At 64.2% G+C, this 16,147-nt stretch carries 16 protein-coding genes; 6 read left to right on the top strand and 10 right to left on the bottom strand.

Going from position 1 to position 16,147, the window contains the following annotated elements; translation table 11 throughout:
- Positions 1-103 precede the first annotated feature (103 nt).
- The 4 genes from HYR72_12835 to HYR72_12820 are packed head-to-tail and all read left to right on the top strand — an operon-like array spanning position 104 to position 6,163.
- Positions 104-1,909 (top strand): response regulator, encoded by a 1,806-nt coding sequence (locus HYR72_12835; GenBank protein MBI1815857.1) that lies wholly within the window; start codon positions 104-106, stop codon positions 1,907-1,909.
- 22 nt (positions 1,910-1,931) lie between these two features.
- On the top strand, positions 1,932-2,366 hold the full coding sequence (locus HYR72_12830) for a response regulator (GenBank protein ID MBI1815856.1): 435 nt from the start codon (positions 1,932-1,934) through the stop codon (positions 2,364-2,366).
- Positions 2,367-2,393: 27 nt separating this feature from the next.
- Positions 2,394-4,124 carry a response regulator gene (locus tag HYR72_12825; GenBank protein ID MBI1815855.1) on the top strand — a complete coding sequence of 577 codons (1,731 nt, stop codon included), beginning with the start codon at positions 2,394-2,396 and terminating at the stop codon, positions 4,122-4,124.
- Entirely contained in the window at positions 4,121-6,163 is a 2,043-nt protein-coding gene (locus HYR72_12820) for a response regulator (GenBank protein MBI1815854.1), read from the top strand. The genes HYR72_12825 and HYR72_12820 overlap by 4 nt, the downstream gene beginning before the upstream one ends.
- A 43-nt stretch (positions 6,164-6,206) precedes the next feature.
- Here HYR72_12820 and HYR72_12815 read toward each other — a convergent pair whose 3' ends face one another.
- The 9 genes from HYR72_12815 to HYR72_12775 all read right to left on the bottom strand — a co-directional run bounded on the left by HYR72_12815 (position 6,207) and on the right by HYR72_12775 (position 12,668).
- Positions 6,207-6,593 (bottom strand): response regulator, encoded by a 387-nt coding sequence (locus tag HYR72_12815; GenBank protein ID MBI1815853.1) that lies wholly within the window; start codon positions 6,591-6,593, stop codon positions 6,207-6,209.
- Positions 6,594-7,149: 556 nt separating this feature from the next.
- Positions 7,150-7,353, bottom strand: coding sequence for a hypothetical protein (locus HYR72_12810; GenBank protein ID MBI1815852.1), 204 nt, complete (start codon positions 7,351-7,353; stop codon positions 7,150-7,152).
- 20 nt (positions 7,354-7,373) lie between these two features.
- Positions 7,374-7,673, bottom strand: coding sequence for a hypothetical protein (locus HYR72_12805; GenBank protein MBI1815851.1), 300 nt, complete (start codon positions 7,671-7,673; stop codon positions 7,374-7,376).
- An 86-nt stretch (positions 7,674-7,759) separates the two neighbouring features.
- Entirely contained in the window at positions 7,760-8,539 is a 780-nt protein-coding gene (locus HYR72_12800) for an SDR family oxidoreductase (GenBank protein ID MBI1815850.1), read from the bottom strand.
- 5 nt (positions 8,540-8,544) lie between these two features.
- Entirely contained in the window at positions 8,545-10,218 is a 1,674-nt protein-coding gene (locus HYR72_12795; protein ID MBI1815849.1) for an FAD-dependent monooxygenase, read from the bottom strand.
- Between the two features lie 7 nt (positions 10,219-10,225).
- The gene (locus HYR72_12790; protein ID MBI1815848.1) at positions 10,226-10,834 is read right to left on the bottom strand and encodes a VOC family protein; all 609 of its coding nucleotides are present in this window, start codon (positions 10,832-10,834) and stop codon (positions 10,226-10,228) included.
- A 94-nt stretch (positions 10,835-10,928) separates the two neighbouring features.
- A complete protein-coding gene (locus HYR72_12785) occupies positions 10,929-11,675 on the bottom strand; it encodes a hypothetical protein (protein ID MBI1815847.1) in 747 nt (248 codons plus the stop codon).
- 18 nt (positions 11,676-11,693) lie between these two features.
- Positions 11,694-12,056, bottom strand: a complete 363-nt coding sequence (locus HYR72_12780; GenBank protein MBI1815846.1) for a hypothetical protein — start codon at positions 12,054-12,056, stop codon at positions 11,694-11,696.
- A 21-nt stretch (positions 12,057-12,077) separates the two neighbouring features.
- Positions 12,078-12,668, bottom strand: a complete 591-nt coding sequence (locus HYR72_12775; protein ID MBI1815845.1) for a TetR/AcrR family transcriptional regulator — start codon at positions 12,666-12,668, stop codon at positions 12,078-12,080.
- Here HYR72_12775 and HYR72_12770 point away from each other — a divergent pair.
- Together HYR72_12770 and HYR72_12765 are read left to right on the top strand one after the other, a co-directional pair.
- Positions 12,562-14,511, top strand: coding sequence for an FAD-dependent monooxygenase (locus HYR72_12770; protein ID MBI1815844.1), 1,950 nt, complete (start codon positions 12,562-12,564; stop codon positions 14,509-14,511). The two genes, HYR72_12775 and HYR72_12770, sit on opposite strands and share 107 nt — an antisense overlap.
- Before the next feature lie 88 nt (positions 14,512-14,599).
- Positions 14,600-15,346 (top strand): glutathione S-transferase family protein, encoded by a 747-nt coding sequence (locus tag HYR72_12765; protein MBI1815843.1) that lies wholly within the window; start codon positions 14,600-14,602, stop codon positions 15,344-15,346.
- A 248-nt stretch (positions 15,347-15,594) separates the two neighbouring features.
- Here the strand turns inward: HYR72_12765 and HYR72_12760 are convergent, their stop codons facing one another.
- A complete protein-coding gene (locus HYR72_12760; GenBank protein MBI1815842.1) occupies positions 15,595-15,816 on the bottom strand; it encodes a hypothetical protein in 222 nt (73 codons plus the stop codon).
- Positions 15,817-16,147 lie beyond the last annotated feature (331 nt).

The raw sequence follows: 16,147 nt of genomic DNA, 5'->3' as shown, positions 1-16,147 counted from the left end.
TGCGTTGATTCGCTGCAACCGGAGAGCGGGTAGATGGCACCGTGGCACGCGGTATGCGGGTTCACAGCACGATACTACGAAGATGGTCGAGCGAGTCACAACAATGGAAATTCATGGCGATCGGGCGACGCGCCCGGCTGGTAGCGGAGAAGAGGACCGCTCGACGAACGTAGCTGCCGCCGACCGGCGCCCGCAGGTCTTGGTTGTCGAAGACAGTACGACGCAGGCGACACTACTGCGCTTTGGATTGGAGGAAGGTGGTTACACGATCAGCGTTGCACGCAACGGCGCGGAGGGCCTGTCTCTCGCACGCGCACAACCGCCCGCACTGATCATCAGCGACGTCGTCATGCCCGAGATGGACGGGTACGCGCTGTGCCGCGCCGTCAAGTCTGACCCCGCACTGGCGCACACTCCGGTCATCCTCGTGACCACGCTCTCGAGCCCTACCGACGTGATCAAGGGTCTCGAGTGCGGCGCCGACAACTTCGTCCGCAAGCCGTACGATCTTGGCTATCTGCTCTCACGCATCAACTACCTGCTAGCGAACCACGACCTGCGGTCTCACGATCGCGCCACCGGCCACGTCGGGGTGGAGGCCGGGATCGAGATTCAGTTCGGCGGGCACCGCCACTTCATCACGTCCGCACGCCAGCAGATTCTCGACTTGCTGATTTCCACCTATGAACAAGCGGTGCAGGTCAACGAGGAGTTGCTCGCTAAAGAGAATCAGCTACGGCGCTCCTACGACGCAATTGAGGCACTGTACCGACTGGCGACCGACCTGAACCGGGCCGAGAGTCCGTCGCAGGTGTTCGAGGTGGCACTCGCCCATGCGGTCGACTTGCTCGGCGGAACGGCCGGGTGGGTCTGGATCGCCGAGGGCGACGGGCGCTTCCGCTGTGTCGCTGCGCACGCCTTGCCCGCGTCGTTGCAGGCACCCGACGCGATGGAGGGAACGTGCGACTGCCAACAGCGGCTTCTCGAAGGCAGGCTCGGACGCGTCGTGAACATCGTTCAGTGCGAGCGCGCATGCCGTGCCGGCGGTCAGACGGACGATGGACTGCAGCATGCCAGCGTGCCGCTGCGGGTCGGCGACGAAACGATCGGCATCATGAACCTGGTGGTCAACGCTCCGTTGGCCGCCGAAGGCCTCACCATCCTGGATGGTCTGGCAAACCACGTCGCCGCGACGCTGGCGCGCGTACGGCTGCAAGAACAGTTGAAGGCCTCGAACCAAGAGCTGGAGGCGTTCGCCTACTCGGTGTCGCACGATCTACGTGCTCCGATCCGGCACATGGACGGTTTCGCCGACCTCTTGCTCAAACGCGCCGGCAGCCAACTCGACGAGACCGCCACCCGCTACGTACACACCATCCAACAGTCGGCGACCAAGATGAGCCGGTTGATCGATGACCTCCTCGGCTTGTCGCGCACGGGCCGCACCGCGTTGCAGCCGGTGCGTGTCGAGCTGGACGAACTGGTGCGGGAAGTGCAGCAGGATATCGCGCCCGCGCTAAACGGCCGACAGATCGTGTGGGGCGTGGACCAATTGCCTGCAGTGCAGGCGGACCCTGGACTGTTACGCATCGTGTTCGTCAATTTGCTTTCCAATGCCATCAAGTTCACCGCGCCCCGTTCCGAGGCCCGCATCGAGATCCGCACCACTGCGCAGGACGGCGAGGTGATCGTGCACGTGTGCGACAACGGCGCCGGCTTCGACATGCAATACGCCGACAAGCTCTTCGGTGTGTTCCAGCGCCTGCACACGGAGGAGCAGTTCGAAGGCACTGGCATTGGCCTGGCGACCGTGCGCCGCATCATCACCCGCCACGGCGGGCGGGTGTGGGCGGAGGGTGCGCCGGATCGCGGCGCAACGTTCTCCTTCTCGCTGCCGCGCGCCGGATGAGATTCGCTGCGATCGAGGGTGCATGGAAGCCAGGAAGATTCTGCTCGCTGACGACAGCGCCAATGACGTCGAGCTGACGCTGGCAGCGCTCGAGGAACACCACCTGGCCAATGAGGTCATCGTCGCGCGCGACGGCGCCGCAGCGCTCGACTACCTCTACCGCCGCGGGGCGTTCGCGAACCGGCCACCCGGGCATCCCCTCTTGGTGCTGCTCGACCTGAAGATGCCGAAGGTGAGTGGGCTCGACGTATTGCGGCAGATCAAGGCTGACCCGGAGCTCAAGACTATTCCGGTGGTGGTCCTGACGTCGTCACGCGAGGAGCACGACATCGTCGAGGGATACCGCCTCGGCGTCAACGCCTACGTAGTGAAGCCAGTCGAGTTCGCGTCGTTCATCGACGCCGTGAAGAGCCTCAGCCTGTTCTGGGTGCTGGTCAATCAGCCACCGCCCCGCTGATCTGAGTACGGAATGCGGAATAGCGACATGCCCTCACCGGACCCCGCCAGCGCACAAGCCGCCGAGCGCAGCGGCATGACGCTCCCGGCATCATCCTCACCGGCACGCGGGCCGTTGCACCTGTTGCTCCTCGAGGACAGCGTGCGCGATGCCGAGCTCGAAGTGGCGCAGCTGGAAAACGCAGGCTACAGCTGCGAGTGGGAACGCGTCCAAACCCTCGAGGACTTCCTCGCGTGCTTAGATGCGGAGTCCTACGATTGCATCCTTTCCGATTATCGGTTGCCTGACTACAACGGCCTCGCGGCGCTCCGACTGGTGCGCGACAAGGGGTTGGTCGTCCCGTTCATTCTCGTCTCTGGAACGCTCGGCGAGGACGAGGCCATCGACAGCTTGAGGGCCGGCGCGACCGACTACGTCCTCAAGACGCGATTGAAGCGCCTGGTGCCCGCTGTTCGACGAGCGCTGGCAGAATACGCGGATGCGCAGCGGCATCGTGAGACGGAAGCTGCGCGCGTCGAAGAAGCTGAGGTCTCCGGGGCTCTCGGGCGAGTCGCGCATGAGATGATCGCTTCGCTCGACACGCCTGTGCTGCTCAGAAAGCTGTGCCAGCTGACGACGGAGCTTCTGCAGTCCGATTGCAGCCACACCTTCCTCTTGCAACCCGACGGCACCTACGTCGTGATGGCCGGCCACTGCGAAGGCGCCGATGACGGGGACGCCCGCCGTGTTGAACGCTCCGCAGCGGGCGCTCTCGCCCAGCTGCTCGGGCGCTTGGAAAGTGACTCAGTCGTCGAGCTGCCCGCGGACGCCTCACCTCCGGGGCTCCTGCTACCGCAGGTGGAGTGCACCATATCTGGTGTTAGCCTCTACGTGGCGCTGCGCCGTGCCGCCGGCATTGTCGGCGTGCTTGCCGCCAACCGGCGCCGTGCCGCGCCGTTTACGCGCACGCACCGTCGGATGGCACTCGGTATCGCTCAACTGGCCTCGCTCGCCCTCGCCAATGCGCACGTCGTGCAAGAACTCGACGAGGTGAGCCGGCTGAAATCGGATTTTGTCGCCGTCATGTCGCACGAGCTACGGACCCCCCTCCACATCATCATGGGGTACGGCGAGATGCTCGCCAACGGCTCGCTCGGTCCGTTGAACGCGAACCAGCGGGAGGCGTTGCAGCACTCGGGTCGGGCGACGCGCGAGCTGCTCGACTTGGTCAACACAACCCTCGATGTGGGGCTGCTCGATGCGGGAGCATCGAGCCTCGACATCGGGACACTGGATCTCTTAGACCTGTTTGCGCAGATCGACACCGAGACCGAAGCCGCCCGCGGCGATAAGCCGGACCTGCGCATGCAGTTGGAGGTGGCACCGGCGGCACGGCGGTTGCGGATCGACCGGGCAAAGTTCAAGGTGATCATCAAGAAGGTCATCGACAACGCCATCAAGTTCACCGACACAGGCACGGTCATGGTCGACGCGCACCCGCACGACGGTGGCATCGAGATCACGGTGACAGACACCGGCACTGGCATCACCCCCGAAGTCTTGCCGGTCATCTTCCAATCATTCCGTCAGGGTGAACGGGCACTCACACGGCGGCATGGCGGCGTGGGCCTCGGCTTGCATGTTGCCCGCCGCCTGCTCGATGTGCTCGGCGGCCGGATCACGGTCGCCAGCACGCCCGGCCAGGGCTCCACCTTCCGCATCTGGGTGCCGTCATCTGGCGTCGTGCCGGCGCAGCGTGTTCAAGGCGGAGCGGCATGACGGTCGCGGCGTCATTGTTGCCGGCTAGCGAGCCGTTGCGCTTGTTGATCCTCGAGGATAGCGCGCTCGATGCGGAGCTAGAAGTCGCGCGGCTGGAAGAGGCAGGCTACGCCTGCCGGTGGGAACGTGTCCAAACCCGCGAGGACCTCCGTGCGTGCGTGCAGAGAGCCGAGTTCGACGTCATCGTTGCGGACTATACCCTGCCGGATTTCGACGGCTTCAGCGCTGTGCGGATCGTTCGGGATCTGGGGTTGGACGTCCCGTTCATTCTGGTGTCGGGCACCATCGGCGAGGAGGTCGCGGTTGAGAGCCTGAAGGCGGGCGCCACCGACTACGTGCTGAAGACACACTTAGAGCGGTTGGGGCCGGTCGTCCGCCGCGCCCTCCGCGAGCGCGACGAGCGCCGGCAGCGGCAGCAAGCCGAGGAGCGGTTGCGGGATTCAGAAGAACAGTATCGAGCGATCATAGACCACGCACGCGACGTATTGGTCACCATCTCGCCCGATGGACGGATCGCCTCGCTGAATCGCGCCTTCGAAGTCGTCACGGGCTGGCAACGCGCCGCATGGCTCGGCCAGCCGTTTGTGCCGCTCCTGCATCCGGACGACCTGGCCGTAGTCACGGAGGTGTTCCGGCACCCATACGAACGAGAGAAGGCGCTATCGTCGCAGGAACTGCGCATCCTGCGGGCATCGGGTGACTACGTGGTCGGAGAATTCAGCTGGGCCATTTGCCGCGTCGGTGGACAGCCAGTAGCGCTTCTCGGCGTCGCCCGAGACATCACCGAACGCAAGCGGATCGAACAGGAGTTTCGTCAAGCCCGCGCTGATGCCGAGCGCGCGAGCGGCGCCAAGAGCGAATTCCTTGCGCGGATGAGCCACGAGATCCGCACGCCGATGAACGGCGTACTCGGTATGGCCGAACTCGTGCTGCGAACCGACCTGACCACGGAACAGCGGGCGCGATTGAATACGCTCCAGGGGTCCGCGCAGCTCTTACTGCGGGTGATCGACGAAATTCTCGACTTCTCGCGGCTCGAAGCTGGCAAGCTCACGGTCGCCTCAGCGCCGTTCCGCTTGCGCGATACCGTCGACCCTATCAAAGTGCTCCAGGTGTGGGCCGAGCAGAAGGGCCTCACGGTCGCATACGACATTGCCCCCGAGGTGCCGGCGACGATCATCGGTGACAGCGATCGGCTCTACCAGGTCATCGTGAACCTGGTTGGAAACGCGATCAAGTTTACCCAGCAGGGCAGCGTCACGATTCACGTGCATCGGGTACCGCCGGCGGCGGACGTGCCGGACAGCGCAGTTACCGATTCGACCATCGAGTTGCTTTTCACGGTGCGCGACACGGGTATCGGTATTGCGCCCGAGAAACAGCAGCTCATTTTTTCACCGTTCGAACAAGCCGATGGCTCGACCGTTCGGCAATATGGCGGTACCGGTCTCGGGTTGGCCATCTCGGCGCAACTCGTTGGGCTCATGGGTGGCCGCATCTGGGTCGAGAGTACAGTTGGTAAGGGCACTTCGTTCCGCTTTACGGTTCGCTGTGGCGTGGGAACCGAAGAGAGCCTCGTCGTCCCCTATCCGGCACATCAAACGCAAGCGCTCCCTACTGCGGCTGAGGAATCCACAGGACCACTGCGATCGCTTCACGTGCTGCTCGCGGAGGACAATCCCGTTAACCAGGAAGTAGCGCTGTCGGTGCTGCAGCAGCGGGGCCATTCAGTCGTCGTCGCCGATACCGGCGTGGCTGCGCTCGCGGCGTTCGAGCGCGACACCTTCGACATCATCCTGATGGACGTGCAAATGCCAGAGATGGACGGCTACGAAGCGGCGACCGAGATTAGATGCCGTGAACGGGAGCAGGCACGCCTGGGGCACGTGCCGATTGTTGCCATGACCGCGAATGCCCTACCGCGTGATCACCAGAGATGCCTCGATGCCGGGATGGACGAATTTCTCTCGAAGCCCGTTCAAGGCCGCGTGTTGATCGCGATGGTCGAGCGGCAAGCTGCGACCCGCCTCGCCGCATAGTTGTGCCACCGAATTCTGCGGACCCTGACGTCCGCGCACCGGCTTAGCTCGACTTTGGCGTTGCTGACGCCAGATACTTACGCACCGTCTCGATCAACTGCTTGGGGAGAAACGGCTTGGCGAGATAGCCGTCGCAACCCACCTGCCCAGCCGACTGCGCGATGACATCCCAAGTGTGCGACGTGACCGCGACGATCGGAATGTGCTGCGTTGCGGGATCCTTCCGAAGCGTGGCAATGACTTCGACACCGGTCATGTCGGGCATCTCGAGATCCGTGAGCACGAGGCTGGGCTGCTGAGCCTTTGCCTTGCGAATCGCGTCGTCGCCACCATATGCTTGCACGACAGCGTACCCTGCACTCTTCAAAATGGAAGAGATGATCATCATGGTGTTGGCATCATCGTCGATCACCAAGATCTTGGCGGACATAGCGTATCAACTCTTCTCTTCTCTTCTGCCAGAAATCATCTTCTGCCAGAAATCGGTCGCCACAACAATCATCGAGCGCATTCGGTAGTGGAGTATTTTGGTCTAGCACGTCGTTCGACCGCTCAAGCATTGGGAGTGCGACTTGAGTGACCGACAGGCAAAGGCGATCAGACAAATCAGAAGTATGGGGAGAGCGCTCGTCTCATCCACCACGTCCGGCCTTGCACTCGCAAGCTCGGCGCGGCGTTCGCATCATCAGTTTCCTGCAGGATCATCAGAGATCGGCACGTCCATGTCCCATACTTCGCCGCACTCGCACCCAAAGTGCTGTACGAAAACCCTCGCGCCGGACGCCCGCTCCTGAGTCCCCCGTCCCTCACCCCTCACTTCCCGATCGCACTTGTGGCATTTCATGCACTGTATTTGTCATGGGCGACCTCGAAGGCCGACTTCCCGACGCTCGACGCTCGAAGCTCGGCGGCCACCGTCACCGGTAAGTGTCCTTAGGACCGAGGTCTCGATTGATGGGCTATTCACCCACCGCGACCGTCTGCGTTTAGCTGGCCGTGCTGCCGAGGCCGTCCACTAGCGATGCGGCGATGGACAGCACGCTGCCTGGCGCGGCGCGCGCGCTCAACCGACCGAGAATTTTGATCGAGCCGCTCGGCCCCGGTAGTCCGCTCCACATGAGCTGCCCATCGGCACCGACCTCTGCTGCGGGAATCGTGAGCGGCGTCTGGATTTCGATAGGCAGTGCCACGGTCAGCTTGCCGTCGCTGTTCAGACCACGATAGCGAACGGTGAACTGGGTGATGAGTCCCGCCGAACGGTCCTCGGCGCGGTCAGCGACAGGCTGAGCACGCCTGGTGCGCTCGTGGCTGCCCCGCTCTCGACGCTCACCAAGGTATCGTGGCTGCTGGTTGCGATCGCTCCGCTCTCGTCAGTGAAAGTGGCGATTGCGGTGAGAATGTTCGGGACTGTCACGTGATCGTCCACGCGCGTCTTCACCATCACCCAAGGAGACGGCGTGCGCAGGTTCTGCCACGTCAGCACACCCGATGCGCTGGTACCCGGTGCCACACCCTGCCAGCAGGCGAATTGCCACGCTCAGCCCCCAACGAGGAGCGCACGCTGCTTTCGGTCTTGGCGGCAGAAGCCAGCGCCGTTCAAATCAATCCCGCGTACGAGCCACCATCGATCTGTAGGTTCTGGCCCGATACGAACCCGGCTTGGGCGCTGCACAAGTAGGTACACGCCGCGGCGAACTCTTCGGGGGTGCCAAGCCGATTCGCCGCGATCGACGCGGCGATGTCTTGATACGCCTGCTCGATCGAGATGCCGCGCGCCGCTGCCTGCAGCCCGGCCATGAAACGCTGACGGTCAGTGTCGATGCGTTCGGGAAGGAGGTTGTTGATCGTCACGTTGTCGCGGGCAACCTCGCGCGACAGCCCCTTGCATACCGCGGTGAGCGCGCTACGCGCGGCTGTTGAAAGCCCCATGAGCGGATGCGGTGATTTCACCATCGCCGAGGTGATGTTGACGATGCGTCCGAAGCGACGCGCGCGCATCCCGCCGATCACGGCACGAATCAGGAGCGCAGGAGCCAGCAGGTTCTGTTCGAGTGCCGCGAGCCACGCCGCGTGATCCCAGTCCTCGAAACGGCCCGGTGCGGGCCCGCCGTTGTTCGTAACCAGGATATCAGGCTCCGGGCACGCTGCTACGAGCCGCTCACGGCCCTCGTCACTACAGAGGTCGGCCGCGACGGCCGTCACCTCCGCCCCCGTCTCGCCGCGGATCGCTGCGGCCGTTGCCTCGAGATGCTCGACATCACGACCGTTGACGACGACGGCGACCCCCTCGCGCGCGAGCGCCATCGCGCAGGCCCTTCCAAGGCCACGGCTCGACGCGCATACGATCGCCTTTCGTCCTTCGAGTCCGAGATTCATGCGTTCTACTCCGTTCTTCGATTGATCGCGTCGGTTCGAGAGGATACTGACGAAAGGATCGTGGCGAGCGCACGCGACAGCGCTGCGGTGGTGTCGGTAACCGCATGCTGCGAGCGCCACGCGACGTGCTGATCCGGGCGCACCAGCAGCGCGCCGCCGGCATCGATGCCGAGGAGTTTCATCCAATGTCCGTTCTCATCGACGATGTCTCGCCCAATGACGACGCAATCGATTCTTACGGGACCGAGCACGGCTTCGATCCACGGCTGTCCCGCCGGGCCCGTCACCAATGTGAAACGGTCGTAGGCGAAGAGATCGAGCGTCGAGACGCGGACGCCTGCGCGTGTCACCCAGGCGTGCGGGACCCGCGCGCCGGGATAAGCGGTCGGCACATATTCGCGTACCGAGCTTCCATGTGACGGCTTCTCGTCGCGCTCACCAGCAATGGCGCCCGACTCGTAGATGAACCCAAGCTGGAGTCCGAGCATATCAAAGTGTTCAGCTTGGTTGGCGATGGCGGCCCGCAGCGCGTCGCCAGTCGCATCGGCAGTCGCCAGTGCCTGATAGACCTCAGCCAGGCGCATCGCGTTCTGCAAGCTCACGTCCGCATTGTTTTGCGCAACGGGACGCCGCTCGACCTCGTACGTGTCGAGCAGCGCGTCTGGCGCCCGACCCGCCTCCACGGCGGCGATCTTCCACACGAGATTGTGCGCATCCTGTACGCCGGTGTTGAGGCCGAGGCCACCGGTGGGAGGAAATCGATGCGCGGAGTCCCCGACCAGAAAGACGCGTCGCTCGCGATAGCGCTCGGCGACCTGTGCGGTCATCGTCCACATGCGGACGGTGCGGATGGCGAACGGATATGCGTCCGTCCCCATCGCCTGACGGACGATGTCCACGCACACGGCTGGGGAGTAGTCCTCCACCGATTCGGTGTCGGGGTCCCATGGCTTCATGTAGACCCACGTCGAGTCGATGTCGTGCGCGACGAAGGTGCCGGTCGCTTCTGGTGCGGTAGTCCAGTACAAAACCGCCGGCCGGTGGCCGACGAGCGCGCGCAGATTCGCCTCGAAATGAATCATCACGAAGCTCTGCAGACGATCAGGGCCGATCGGCTCGATGCCGAGGAGCTTGCGGACCGAGCTGGCAGCGCCGTCGGCGGCGATGAGCCAGCGACTGCTCGCTTCGTACACCGCGCCGCTGGTGTGATCGCGAATCCTCGACGTCACGCTCGCACTATCCTGTTCGGCGTGCTCCCACTCGTGCCCGTATGCGATGTCAATGTTTGCGCAGCCTCGAAGATGGTCGAGCAGTATCGGTTCGAGACGGTGTTGTGAGAGGTTGCGGAGCGGTGTGGGCGTGTACGCTAACGCGTCTTCGCCCTGCCGTTCATAGGGCAGGCGGCCGAGTTCCTTACCCGCGAGCGTGGTGACCCACAGCACCTGACCTGCGTCCGCCGGATCCTGGCATGCCGAGGCGATCGCCTGCATGTCGACGCCAGCAGCCCGGAAGATCTCGAAGGTGCGCGCGTTGACGACGTGTGCTGCCGGGGCCGAGTGCGGCGCGGCGCGCCGATCGATGATGCGGCTCGCAATTCCGAGCCGGGACAAGAGGAGAGCGGCCGTCATCCCGGCCGGACCGGCGCCCACGACGAGCACGGGAGTTTCAATGTGGGTCATGTTCGAACTAGCGAAGCCGGGCCTGATCGTCGGCGATCTGACCGGCAATCTTCTCGCGCCACTCTTCATACGGCTGGCAGTCGCCGGTGGCGCGACACATCGCCTCTGTTTGGCGGAGGATCTCGGCGTCATCGAGCGCGAGGTCGAGGAACTCGCCGAACGGCTGGTGGACGAACCACGGGCTGTCGACCACGAACTCGAGCCCGTTGCCCTCGGGATCGCGGGTATACACCGACCAAGAGTTGCCGTGGTTCAGTGGAATGAAGTTCGTGTTCCCCTCCGCGATGAGGCGCTGCTGCACGCGGCGCAGCGTGGCGAGATCCGCGAGCCGAAACGTCAGCTGGAACACCGCGGCACCCCAACTGCCACCGAGTACCGGCCCCTCGAGGATCGTTCCTTCGGTCCGTCCGGAGGCGAGCACGAGCTGATGATGCTCAGCGGGATCGGTCGTGAGGAAAACCAGCCGCTCGTTCCCGCCGGGGACGTTGCCGCGATCCGTGACGGTCATGCCGAGGACTCGCGTGTAGAAGTCTTCCAAGCGGGCGAGGTCGAAACAGCTCAACCCGACGTGGCTGAGCGTGAGCTTCCTGCCTGCGACGTGTGGTACGGATGTCATTGTCATCTCCACCTCTCCAGGATCAATTGTTCGAGACGGGCTGCCACGATGTCATCAATCCCGCGCGAAGACCACAACGGCTCGAAGCGCCACCTCACTCGACCGACTGGAACGCGCGATGAAGTTCGACGATACCGGGCGCCGCGATCATCGCGTAGGCCAGCAGGGCGAGCGCGACCCATCCCGCCGGTAGCAGTGCGAACGCCGCAATCCAGCCGGCGACGAAGAGCGCGAGCTTCGCGGCCGTGCGCTTCGCCCGCACCTCGACATCGTCGGGCCCACGGCGCCGCAATGCGAAGCCCTGCGGCCGCCAGAAGTTGCCGTTCGCCAAGAGCAGCAGAACAAAGAGCGGCCAGGGCATGCCCTTCATGTCGACCTTGGCTGGCGTGTCGAGCTCTGCGTCGCACGCGTCGCATGTGGCCAGCGCATGTTCGACGCGTCGCCAGACGTGGTCGGGGGTTGGGCGCTCCGTGGCGCCGCCGTTGTTCCGTCGCGTCGGCACGCCGCGCCAGCGATAGAGGATGCGCGGCATGGGCGTCAGAGCAAGAACACCCGGTTGGAAATAGCCCTTGGGGTGCATGGGCGTATCCATGTCGCGCGCGAGCAATTTGCGTTGGTCGCCACGTGGGTCGCCGTGCGCGTTGACGTAGAGGTCGAGCCAACCCCGCTCGCGGCACTGGTCGGCGATCTCATGATGCGGGTCGCCGATCAGCGGGAAGTCGAGCTCCCAGGCTTCGCACGCCTCGGTGGCCAGCGTTTGTGGTTCGCTGGTGATGCCGAAGATCTCGCCCCCGGCGTTGCGGATCGCGGTGACGACTCCCTCCTTTTGATAGCCGCGCAACTCGCGGCGACACGGCGGTCACCAAAATCCCCGGTAGAAGACCAGCACAACGAAAGCGTGCATGGCGAGCGCTCGGTCTAACCAGCCTTTGCGGGCGCCGGGTAATGGATCGATCTCAGCGGGCGGATCCTCGCGGGCTCCATCGACGCCGGCGATTTCGAATCCACCGACGGCGCGCACGCGAACCCGCTCGCGCACGCACACGTCGCCCTCGCACAAGATCAGTGTAAGATCGTGGGCCGCGCCGCCCGCCCGTTCCGCAATCTCGGGATCGATGATGCCGGTTACCTTGAAGCTGCGCTTCTGCGTGGCGTTGATCCACGCCAGCGCAGCGTCGATCTCGGCGTGAAGGGCAGCGGGAATCTCCTCAACGATCCGCATGGCACACTCAGTACCCTTCCTTCACGGTACGAGCAGACGCGCCATAAACTCGGCGTGTGTTTCGACGACCCTTTTGTCGGCAGGATCGAGACCGGTCAGGCGACGGCACTCCGGCCGGATGGCGAAGATCATCGACGCCCCGCCGGCCAATGCGTAGAACGCGTGCGGCAGGAATTTCCGTTTGACGCTGGAATTGTTCGCCGCAAACCGTTCGTAGAATGGTTTCATGTGCGTATCGACGACCCAGCGCATCCGGGCATCCGATTGCTTGCCTTCCTCAACCATCAGGCGAAACAGCTCGGGATGCGCGGCAGCAAAGCGGACGTACTCACGGATGCGCTCCCGCGCGCGGGCGCGTCGGTCGGCCGCATCGATCTTGCCCAGGGGTTGCGCTAAGACCTCCCGCAGTTGGTCGAAGATCTGTCCCGCGGCCGCCTTCCACAATTCCTGCTTGCTCTGGAAGTAGTAGGTGATCAGACCCTGATTTACGCCGGCGCGCGCCGCGATGTCGCGCGTGCTGGCGGCGCGAAACCCCATCTCCGAGAAGGCCTTCGCAGCCGCCACGACGATCCGGTTGCGGGTGTCCTCGCGTTGCGCGGCGCGGCTCTTCATTGAGCCGAATCTTATTCGGTTGACAAATGAAAGTCAATCGGACATTATTCACTCGACCAACGAAATTCGGACACGCCACGATCGGCTTGCTGATCGACGGAAACGGAGAATCGACGTGCAAACTTTCGCAACAGACGTTCTCGTCGTCGGCGCGGGCCCGGCGGGGCTGACCGCCGCCGCCTTGCTGGCCCGCTGCGGCGTGAAGTCATTGACCGTCACCAAGTACGGCGCAACCGCCGATGCGCCCCGCGCCCACATCACCAACCAACGCACCATGGAAGTGTTCCGCGAGCTGGGGATCGAAGATCGCGTCATGGATCGCGCACTGCCCCAGCACTTGATGGGCAAACAGGTCTTCGCGACGTCTTTCGCCGGACACGAGATCTGCCGCATGATGACCTGGGGCACCGGCGACGATCGCCGCGCCGACTATACCACGGCCAGCCCGTGTGAGATGTGCAATGCGCCGCAGCACATTCTCGAGCCGATTCTACTCGCCGCCGCCCGCTCCTTCGGTGCCGACATCCGCTTTGATCACGAGGTGGTGACGGTCAGCCAGACTGCCGACCAAGCCGTTGCGCGGGTTCGCAGGCGGCTCGACGGCAGCGAATTCGAAGTGCGGAGCCGTTACCTCGTCGGTTGCGATGGTGCTCGGTCGATCGTCGGCGAGCAGGGAGGCTTCGAGATCGACGGCTGGGCCGGGATGGGTAACGCCATTACGGTTTGGATCGAAGCCGATCTGTCGCGTTACACGAAGCACCGCTCCGGGGCGCTGTTCCTCGTGCGCAACCCTGGCAGCCAGGACGTGCTTAGCGTCTGGACCTGCGTCGAGCCGTGGACAGAATGGAGCACCATCTTCATCCGTGCAGGACTCGACGCCAGCGAACTCTCGGAGGAGTCCGTCATGCCGCGGGTGCGGGCGGCGATCGGCGACCCATCGGTCGACATCAGGATCAAGAAGATCAGCGAGTGGCAGTTCAACCACGTCGTCTCCGCACGCTACCGCCGGGGACGGCTGTTCCTTGCGGGCGATGCGGCGCACCGGCACCCGCCGGCAAACGGCTTGGGAAGCAACACATCGATTCAGGACAGCTACAACCTCGCATGGAAGCTCGCGCTCGTGCTCTCGGGCAAAGCTCATGACTGCCTGCTCGACAGCTACGACGCGGAGCGGCAGCCCGTCGGCCGCCAGGTCGTCGACCGCGCCAATCGGAGCCTCCCGGAGATGGCGCCGTTCCTCGCCGCCGTGGGGTTCCATCCCGAGCAGACGGAGAGTGGGGCCCTGGCAAAACTCGATCGGCTTCTCGGCCCCGGCGGCGACGAGCAACGACAGGCGCTCTTCGCCGCGCTCGATCTCATGAACGGCCAGTTCAACGCACACGGCGTGGAGATGGGGCAGCGCTACGTCTCGGCGGCGATCGTCGGCGATGGTACGCCTTTCCCGCCCTACGAACGCGACCCCGACCTCTACTACCTCCCAACGACCCATCCCGGAGCGCCTCTGCCGCACGTGTGGCTGCAGCGCGGCATCGAGGACATCTCGACCCTGGACCTCTGTCGCTATGATCGTTTCACGCTGATCACCGGCATCGCCGGATCCGCATGGGTGGACGCGGCCGCACAGGTGAGCCGAGAGACCAGTGTGAGCATCGAGCCGGTCGCAGTCGGCCTAGGCCAGCTCAACAACGATGTGCTCGGCGCCTGGTCGCGTAGGCGCGAGATCGCCGACGACGGGTGCTTGCTCGTGCGGCCCGACCGCATCATCGCGTGGCGCTGTTCTCGCGGCGTCTCCGATCCGGCAGGGACGCTGCGAGAGACCGTCACCAGAATCCTTGGCCGTTGATCGGCCGATTGACTGATGGAATGGAGATACGACTCATGATCGAGCTCTACCACTTTGGCTTTCAACTTGCTCGCAGAAGGTGCGACTCGTGCTCGCCGAGAAGGGGCTCGATTTCGAGTCCCACGAGGTCAATCTGATGGCCGGCGAACAGCACGACCCCGAGTACACCAAGCTCAACCCCAATCACGTGGTCCCGACCCTCGTGCACGACGGCCAGGTGCTCATAGAATCGTCGCTGATCATCAAGTATCTGGACGACGCCTTCTCCGCGCCACCCATGCGTCCGCACGATGCACTGGGTCGCTATGCAATCGACCGCTGGCTCATGCACGCGGACGAAGCGCTGCACCCGGCCGCGCCCACCGTCACGTTCGCGATCGGGCCACGGAAGCTGATCAGCCAGCAGCCCAACGAGGTGCGCGAGGCGACCATCGCTGGAATCCCGGATCCCATTCAGCGCGCGACCCGCCGCAGCGTGATCGAGCACGGCGTCGCGGCGCCCGAGTTCGCGGGCGCGCTCGGCGTGTTCCTCGACACGCTCGACAAGATGGAAGCCGAGCTGGCCAACCAGCGCTGGCTCTCCGGAGATCGCTTCGGTCTCGCTGACGCCACCCTGCTTCCCTACGTGCTGCGCCTCGAGCACCTCGCCATGGATCCACTGATCGACAGCGAAGCGCGCCCCCGGGTCGCCGACTGGCTCGCACGAGTGAAGGCGCTTCCGAGTTACGCCACCGCCGTCGAAGCCTGGGCGATACCCGCTGCCGTCGAGATGCTGCGCAACAACGGCAAGGAGGCCTGGCCCGAGGTCGAGCCGCTCACGAAGCGAGGGAGGTGAGCGGTGACGGAAGAGCCCATCCCAGAGCGGACGAGTGTGCTCGTCATCGGCGGAGGACCGGTCTGAGTTCCCTCGCCCGCATGACTCGCGGGTATGCGATACTCGAACACCGATATGTGCATTTCGATTCCCTCCCTCTGCCAAAGGTGGGCCCATCCTGCTCGGCTTCGCGACTGCGCGCAAGGACGGTCGGTACTGTCCTAGTTTCCCGGCCAGTGTCCTGATTTGAAAGCGCGAGTGTCCTAGATTCAGGAAGCAAACCACTGCCAGACGCGCGCCAAGCTGTCCCACAGCAGATGGCCGTGGGGGCGTGGTTCTCTCACCCCCACCCAGGTCTGCCGCGATGCGATGTCGTGGATCGCGTGCGGGGAAAGGCCGTACTCGTCGGCGAGGTGGCCGGAAGATTCGCCGCGCGCAAGACGATCGCGGATAGTCAATACCTGATCAGGAGTGACCTTTGCCCTCGGCATGCCCGGCGTCCTACGTGGCGGATTCTGACCACGAATCGAGATGCGTGCAAGACGTAAGGATGGTGGACGAAGGCCGCCGGAATGGACGGCGCGATCCCACCGCGCTCGTCGGAACGCGCTATGTGTCGGAGTTGAAGGACACCAACCACCGTACAGCGGCGGCCTCATCGTCGAAGATCGCAACGTTCTCCATCACGCCCTTGAGGAACGTGTCCGCTACTACCCTGGATGCGCCCCGAGCTTCTACCGTGGGCGCATAGTAAGCGATTGCTGAGAATAGCTCTGCGGCTCTGCGTGCCATCATCGTGAGTGCGCCAAAGGACGGGGAGTA

Source organism: Deltaproteobacteria bacterium (assembly GCA_016178705.1).
In the GTDB taxonomy this organism is placed as follows: domain Bacteria; phylum Desulfobacterota; class Binatia; order HRBIN30; family JACQVA1; genus JACOST01.
Note: the sequence above shows the minus strand (reverse complement) of the source record. Positions and strands in the feature narration are given on the sequence as shown.

What these genes read in the sequence shown, in the direction of transcription:
- HYR72_12835 (MBI1815857.1), top strand. Translation starts at nt 104, where the DNA reads ATGGAAATTCATGGCGATCGGGCGACGCGCCCGGCTGGTAGCGGAGAA.
- HYR72_12830 (MBI1815856.1), top strand. Translation starts at nt 1,932, where the DNA reads ATGGAAGCCAGGAAGATTCTGCTCGCTGACGACAGCGCCAATGACGTC.
- HYR72_12825 (MBI1815855.1), top strand. Translation starts at nt 2,394, where the DNA reads ATGCCCTCACCGGACCCCGCCAGCGCACAAGCCGCCGAGCGCAGCGGC.
- HYR72_12820 (MBI1815854.1), top strand. Translation starts at nt 4,121, where the DNA reads ATGACGGTCGCGGCGTCATTGTTGCCGGCTAGCGAGCCGTTGCGCTTG.
- HYR72_12815 (MBI1815853.1), bottom strand. Translation starts at nt 6,593, where the DNA reads ATGTCCGCCAAGATCTTGGTGATCGACGATGATGCCAACACCATGATG.
- HYR72_12800 (MBI1815850.1), bottom strand. Translation starts at nt 8,539, where the DNA reads ATGAATCTCGGACTCGAAGGACGAAAGGCGATCGTATGCGCGTCGAGC.
- HYR72_12795 (MBI1815849.1), bottom strand. Translation starts at nt 10,218, where the DNA reads ATGACCCACATTGAAACTCCCGTGCTCGTCGTGGGCGCCGGTCCGGCC.
- HYR72_12790 (MBI1815848.1), bottom strand. Translation starts at nt 10,834, where the DNA reads ATGACATCCGTACCACACGTCGCAGGCAGGAAGCTCACGCTCAGCCAC.
- HYR72_12780 (MBI1815846.1), bottom strand. Translation starts at nt 12,056, where the DNA reads ATGCGGATCGTTGAGGAGATTCCCGCTGCCCTTCACGCCGAGATCGAC.
- HYR72_12770 (MBI1815844.1), top strand. Translation starts at nt 12,562, where the DNA reads ATGTCGCGCGTGCTGGCGGCGCGAAACCCCATCTCCGAGAAGGCCTTC.
- HYR72_12775 (MBI1815845.1), bottom strand. Translation starts at nt 12,668, where the DNA reads ATGAAGAGCCGCGCCGCGCAACGCGAGGACACCCGCAACCGGATCGTC.
- HYR72_12760 (MBI1815842.1), bottom strand. Translation starts at nt 15,816, where the DNA reads ATGCCGAGGGCAAAGGTCACTCCTGATCAGGTATTGACTATCCGCGAT.